The organism is Methanospirillum sp. (genome assembly GCF_035406105.1).
GTDB lineage: Archaea > Halobacteriota > Methanomicrobia > Methanomicrobiales > Methanospirillaceae > Methanospirillum.
Genome location: NZ_DAONKG010000158.1, coordinates 1 through 5,877 on the forward strand (window position 1 = coordinate 1; position 5,877 = coordinate 5,877).

Here is a 5,877-nt window from a genome sequence, read left to right on the forward strand (position 1 = left end):
CCCGACGGTGCTCACCGTAGGGCGGCGCCGAAAATATATAAAGGTATCGATTTGTGACTAGTTTTGTATTCTTGATCAGTAACACTGATTATTGTTTAGTTAGGTATCAGGCCATAAAGCTGTCTTGCATGATGCTGGATGCCCCAATCACATAAAGCATCCAGAACAGGAATTACGGTTTTACCAAGGGGCGTCAGTGAATACTCAACTTTCGGAGGAACCTGTTTGTACACTTTTCGTTTGATGATTCCGTCCTGCTCTAGCTCACGTTTGTGGTGGAATACTCGGAATAGCATTTTAATAAAGTGTCAAGAGGCACTAAGCCCATATTATTTTTCCTTGAAGAGAGCTTAAAGGGGCCTGATACGCATCAATTACCCGGTTGTATAGAAAATCCCTCTCGTAATTTGATTATACATGAAATCTGAAGAAGGGAAGGAGACTGGGAAAATCGCGATAAAATTAATATATTCAAGATATTTTTAAACAAGTAAACAAAAATTATGTACCATGGGTAATGATAATGTGGTTATTGTCACCGGGGCCATTCTGGAATCGGAAAAGGATGTGTCGATCTCTTACACAGTCAGGGGGCGATGGTAATAGGATGGGATATAGCCGATTCACCACCTATGGAGAATTACTGGCATTATATCGTAGATGTCAGGAAAGAAGATGCCATTTCTGCAGCATTGAATGATGTGTTCACCCGGTTTGGCAAGGTTGATGCCTTGGTGAATTGTGCCGGGATTTTTTCTTCCTAAAGCCTTTTTTTGATATAGAAATACAGGAATGGAACAAGGTGATGGAAACGAATCTCACCGGAATATTTCTTGTCACCAAATATGTTTGCCGTGTCATGATGAATCAAAAACGAGGGAGGATTGTAAATATCAGCTGCATACGCTCCCGGATCTTACGGAAAAACATGGCAGACTATGCCGCAGCCAAAGGAGGCGTAATAGCTTTGACGTCTGCAATGGCACTGGATCTTGCTCCGTACAATATTCGTGTCAACTCAGTCGCTCCTGGATTCACCAGAACCGGTATGACAATGCTTCGTTTGATAATCCTCATATACGAGAACAATCGGAGGCTCTAATTCCTGTCGGGAGGATAGCAGAACCTGAGGACATCGCAAAAGTAGTACAGTTTTTCCTCTCTGATGCTTCAGATTACATCAACGGTACAACTCTCTATGTGGACGGGGGATATTGTATTGAAAAATAGGTATGAAGAATTGTTCTCACAATCTATAGTTCATGCAGGATATCAGGTTATCCAGGTTAATGCCGAATAGGATCTGGGTATCCCCAGAAATAAAGATAATCAGGTGGTTATATCCCCTTTTTGAAACATCCGGATTGCGTCCTTCCAAAGTTTTCTCTGCAAGGATAGCTGATGCAGACTGTAGTTGAATACCGGGAATGCTAATGAGGATTGAACTATCTGTAGGTTTTTGATAAAATCTGTTTCCATCTTTGTGATGAATAAGTCAATCTCTTGATCGACTGCATTGATCATCTGCATAGATGATTGAATAAGAAAAACATTATGCACGGACGTGTTTACACAAATTGAGCCAATAATCCTTTTTTTCAAATTATAAAAAATGATAAGTTATGAAAAGGTATCGTTTTTGGTTCATCAGGGATCTTTCGCATCCCGTCATTACCCTATAATTACTATATCTTATACAACAAATAAACATTATACTATGAATTTTAATGATGTAATGGTTATAATAACAGGGATTCTTTGTTTTCTTGTAGGAATCCTTATGGTTCCCATGATAGATGCTTATGCACTCTCACATTTTGGATTCAATCTCCCGGTAGCCCTGGTCGGGGTAATCGATTTAATTCTTATCCTTGGTATTATTTACTTTCACACCAGCATCGTGCTCTATAATCAGAAAAGAAAAATAAAAAGTATTTCAGAAGGTTTCGCCAATATTTTCAAAGGTGAAGAACCAGTCAGGGAAGAGAAGTAATCATCATACGGTCAAGTGACTGGACAGACAGATGAAGATGATCTCCTCCTGAAATCTCAACTGCTTTATCAGATCGTTTCAGAACAACCCCTGCCATATCTTCTGAGCCACAGAGGAGATGTTGTTCTGGGTGAGTACCCCGCTGAATTGAACAGTTTATCTCAATAATATCTCCAGCTGACACAACCATGGTCAGACGTTTACTACCAGGATGACCTTTGGGGAGTACAAGCAGGGGAGCATGATACTCCCTGATTAGTTCCAGAAGAATCATCGCATGACCAATCTCTCCACCTTCCGGTGCGGACACAACAACCAGATCTCCGACCTCAAGATACTGGCTATATTCATCGCCGGTAGTTTCAATAAAAAGATGAAACGGGGAGAGAACCCTTCCAATCAGAAGAAAAGACCGTCTGCTTTGAATACAGAGATAACCATCCAGGAGTTCTGCGATCATGCCGGAACGCAGTTATCAGAGCCACACGTTGGACAGCGAACATTCTTGCCTAAGGTACTAAAACTCCCACCACAGTCTTTACACTTGTAATTCTTTGGTTTTATACCTTCATCAAAGTCAATATCAACAGGTCCGCCTACGGTGCACATAGACATATCACCTCGATACCATATCTTGACATAAGCGGCAATAAATTATCTGTTTCAGAACTGACGTACAAAAGGGCTCTCATATACCTCGTAAATCCCCCATATATTCAAATATTCACAATCCTTAGTAAATCTCATGAATGGTAGACCTGTCATCTTTTTTCTTCTTATTGTCGGAATCGGAGGATTCTGGTTATATACATTATTGGAACCAGGTTCAGTCTCACTTGATTCATCACCGACACTCCCCTCTGTTGAGATCCGTAACTACGAAGGTGAAGACCTCAGTTCGTTTCATGATTTTCGGGAAAATTCTATAAAAGGACCGCAGATAATACAAAGGGATAATTACCGGCTGGAGGTATCAGGATTAGTAAATCGGACTATTTCTTTCTCATATCAGGATATCATCGAAAAATTTCCTTCTTACAAAAAAGTTGTCAAACTGAATTGTGTGGAAGGATGGGATGTAATTATTTTATGGGAGGGGATACTGGTTCGCGACCTGATACGATATGCAGGAGTAAAACCCACAGCAAATACAATAATATTTTATGCATATGACGGGTATTCTACCTCATTTCCCCTTTCATATGTCATGGACAATCCAATTATGATGGCATACAGGATGAATAATCTGACCTTACCAATCGAACGCGGATTTCCTTTTCAATTGGTAGCAGAAGATAAATGGGGATATAAATGGATAAAATGGATAACACGAATTGAGATATCTGACAATGATAAATATCGCGGGTACTGGGAAAGCAGAGGTTTTTCACAGGACGGAGATCTGAACAAGGGGTTTTTTGATTGATATGAACAGACGAGAGTTACAGATCCAGGTTGCATATGCCCTTATTGCCTGTACGGTTTTGATGATCATCACCGGTCTTGGAATCACAGAACCAGGGATTATTACTCCATTATCCTTTGGTCTTTTTTCCAAATTCATTTCTTACCGTATTCACTCATTTTTATGGGGGCCTTTTTGTATCCTCTGTACCATCCATATATGGCTGAACTGGAAAATGGTACGAATTAAAAATGATATGTGAGAAATATGGAAAAATCAGAGTTCAACCCGAGTAACTACTCCGTGGACTTTATGGGAAGGTAACCGGTAATACTGCACAAATGATGGACAAAGTCTTTTTATTGCGCTAAATATCTTCCAGATAATATTACGGGTTACGATCTCTTCCATACCATAAAAGATAGTCTTCTCTTCAATCCCTGCTTCACGAATGATCCGCATGAGGTCTATAATCTGCATATACCCGTAACTGATTGAGAGATGAGAGAGTCCTGGTTCTATCGATTTATCAAATCTCCATGAAAACCCGTACGGCTCATCTTTGATGTCAAGTGAGATGATAATATTCTCTTCATATATAATTTCATTATTAAACATAGTCCGTGAGATGTATGCAGGAACCTGGTCAAGTGACCGGGCAAAAAATAAGGCAGTTCCTCTCAGATGACGCGCCGTCTTATAGGCACGGGTATATTTTTTGATAAACTGGTCATGCCCCATTGGTTTCATAGCCTTGTACAGGGCACGCTGTCCGGATGTATAGATAATAATTATTGAGAACGGGATAGAAGCGATAACCAGAGAGAGATATCCGCCATGCGTGATCTTTGAGACTGTTGAGAGGAAATACATAATATCTACAAAGGTCACCAGGATTGCTATTCCCATATAGAAAAATTTTCGACGGTGAAGGAATATGGCAATCATGAATGAACCGGTGATAGACATGGTGCCGGTTACTGCAAGACCATAGGCGCTTGCAAGCCGGTCTGAATACTGGAAGATAAGCAGAACAAAGATAACGGCAAAACATAAAAGCCAGTTTACGGTATTGATATAAATCTGGGTTCTGAGTTCATCAGAGGTATAATCCACCGGCAGCATCGGCAGAAGATGAGTGGTGATCGCCTGATAAATGATAGAAAATATGCCACTAATTACTGCCTGGGATGCGATAATTGTGGCAATGATCATGAGGAGGAGAAACGGGATGTATGCAATCTGTGATATGGTAAAAACCATCTCAAATAATGGATTGGTCACATCAGTATGCCGCAATAAAAATGCAGCCTGACCAAGATATGAAAATAGTACTGCCACAAATACAAAAGCCCAGGCATATTGTATCGGCTCACGCCCTAGGTGGCCCATGTCGGCAAATAATGCTTCAGCTCCTGTTGCACACAGTACTATCATAGATAATGAAAAAAACCCATGAAGCCCGTTTTGTATGAAAAAATGTATGGCGTACCAGGGATTTAATGCAAGAAGGATCTCTGGCGTGAAAAAGACCGAAATTGCACCGGTGATGAATAAGGTTATAAACCATATCACCATTATCGGACCGAAGGTTCGTGATACACCTTCAGTTCCTCGTTTTTGAAAGAGAAATAATCCAAGAGCAATAAGAATCGCAAGGAAAATAAGCCAGTCCTGGGATATAAACTCAAATCCGGGTATCTGTCGTATTCCCTCAACAGCAGACAGGATTGAGATTGCAGGGGTGATAACACACTCTCCTATCATCAATGAGATCCCCAAAGTTGCAAGCAGAGTAAAGGCTGCAACCCCTTTTGGGTGTTTTAATAATGGAATAAGAATTCCTTTCAATACCAAGGTACCGCCCTCACCAGTCTCTGATAGTCGCATAGCAAGAAAAGTGTATTGGATGGTTACCATGATTATCAGAGTCCAGAAAATGAGTGATATCGCTCCCATGATGTTTTCAGAAGAGGGAGTAAGAAAGAGAAACAAAACTGCGAGCGTATAAATGGGGCTGGTCCCGATATCGCCAAATACGAGTCCTGCAGCTTTGATTATTGATGTATTTGAGGGAGGGTTCATTTGTTACATATAATTCTCTTTACTATTCAGTTAATAGTTCCCGATCAGTAGGTCCCAATTCAGCTCATATCCAAAAAAGAAGAGAAATAATCAGCGGCAACGGATGAACCATCCGGTTTTTGTCTCATCAAGAACTTTTTCTGTTGTTGGTTTCGTGCACAGACTGACGATGATCATTGCAATACAGGATATCAGAACGGCATAAAAACTAAAGTGAAGTGGGAGCTTTGCCACATACTGGTAATAAGCCCCAAATATTCCTGCTGCAACCAGTCCTGCTGCCATACTGACAATTGCCCCCATTCTGGTCGCACGTCTCCAGTATAATCCTGCGAGAAGCGGGACAGCAAATGTTGACAGCATGATACCAATCCCCATCCAGATCAAAAATGCA

General features: G+C 40.8%; 8 protein-coding genes and 2 pseudogenes. 6 read left to right on the forward strand and 4 right to left on the reverse strand.

Annotated features, from left to right (window positions below; translation table 11 throughout):
- Positions 1-95 precede the first annotated feature (95 nt).
- A pseudogene (locus PLA23_RS09650) lies at positions 96-269 on the reverse strand (winged helix-turn-helix transcriptional regulator); the annotation flags it as partial.
- A 285-nt stretch (positions 270-554) separates the two neighbouring features.
- Here PLA23_RS09650 and PLA23_RS09655 point away from each other — a divergent pair.
- The 4 genes from PLA23_RS09655 (at position 555) to PLA23_RS09665 (ending at position 1,993) form a co-directional block, all read left to right on the forward strand.
- Entirely contained in the window at positions 555-764 is a 210-nt protein-coding gene (locus PLA23_RS09655) for an SDR family oxidoreductase (RefSeq protein WP_324329641.1), read from the forward strand.
- The gene (locus tag PLA23_RS09660; RefSeq protein ID WP_324475025.1) at positions 740-1,102 is read left to right on the forward strand and encodes an SDR family NAD(P)-dependent oxidoreductase; all 363 of its coding nucleotides are present in this window, start codon (positions 740-742) and stop codon (positions 1,100-1,102) included. Before PLA23_RS09655 ends, PLA23_RS09660 begins: the two co-directional genes overlap by 25 nt.
- A 14-nt stretch (positions 1,103-1,116) precedes the next feature.
- Positions 1,117-1,230, forward strand: coding sequence for an SDR family oxidoreductase (locus PLA23_RS13820; RefSeq protein ID WP_502883619.1), 114 nt, complete (start codon positions 1,117-1,119; stop codon positions 1,228-1,230).
- A 559-nt stretch (positions 1,231-1,789) separates the two neighbouring features.
- Positions 1,790-1,993, forward strand: coding sequence for a hypothetical protein (locus PLA23_RS09665; RefSeq protein WP_324329626.1), 204 nt, complete (start codon positions 1,790-1,792; stop codon positions 1,991-1,993).
- Here the strand turns inward: PLA23_RS09665 and PLA23_RS09670 are convergent.
- A complete protein-coding gene (locus tag PLA23_RS09670; protein ID WP_324475027.1) occupies positions 1,977-2,453 on the reverse strand; it encodes an alpha/beta hydrolase in 477 nt (158 codons plus the stop codon). The two genes, PLA23_RS09665 and PLA23_RS09670, sit on opposite strands and share 17 nt — an antisense overlap.
- A 285-nt stretch (positions 2,454-2,738) precedes the next feature.
- Between PLA23_RS09670 and PLA23_RS09675 the strand changes: the two genes are divergently transcribed.
- Positions 2,739-3,419 (forward strand): molybdopterin-dependent oxidoreductase, encoded by a 681-nt coding sequence (locus PLA23_RS09675; protein WP_324475028.1) that lies wholly within the window; start codon positions 2,739-2,741, stop codon positions 3,417-3,419.
- Between the two features lies 1 nt (position 3,420).
- Entirely contained in the window at positions 3,421-3,660 is a 240-nt protein-coding gene (locus tag PLA23_RS09680; protein ID WP_324329633.1) for a hypothetical protein, read from the forward strand.
- 14 nt (positions 3,661-3,674) lie between these two features.
- Here the strand turns inward: PLA23_RS09680 and PLA23_RS09685 are convergent, their stop codons facing one another.
- On the reverse strand, positions 3,675-5,483 hold the full coding sequence (locus PLA23_RS09685; RefSeq protein WP_324329635.1) for a KUP/HAK/KT family potassium transporter: 1,809 nt from the start codon (positions 5,481-5,483) through the stop codon (positions 3,675-3,677).
- 90 nt (positions 5,484-5,573) lie between these two features.
- Positions 5,574-5,877, reverse strand: a pseudogene (locus PLA23_RS09690) (sodium:solute symporter family protein); the annotation flags it as partial.

What these genes read in the sequence shown, in the direction of transcription:
- PLA23_RS09665 (WP_324329626.1), top strand. Translation starts at nt 1,790, where the DNA reads ATGATAGATGCTTATGCACTCTCACATTTTGGATTCAATCTCCCGGTA.
- PLA23_RS09675 (WP_324475028.1), top strand. Translation starts at nt 2,739, where the DNA reads ATGAATGGTAGACCTGTCATCTTTTTTCTTCTTATTGTCGGAATCGGA.
- PLA23_RS09685 (WP_324329635.1), bottom strand. Translation starts at nt 5,483, where the DNA reads ATGAACCCTCCCTCAAATACATCAATAATCAAAGCTGCAGGACTCGTA.
- PLA23_RS09670 (WP_324475027.1), bottom strand. Translation starts at nt 2,453, where the DNA reads ATGATCGCAGAACTCCTGGATGGTTATCTCTGTATTCAAAGCAGACGG.
- PLA23_RS09680 (WP_324329633.1), top strand. Translation starts at nt 3,421, where the DNA reads ATGAACAGACGAGAGTTACAGATCCAGGTTGCATATGCCCTTATTGCC.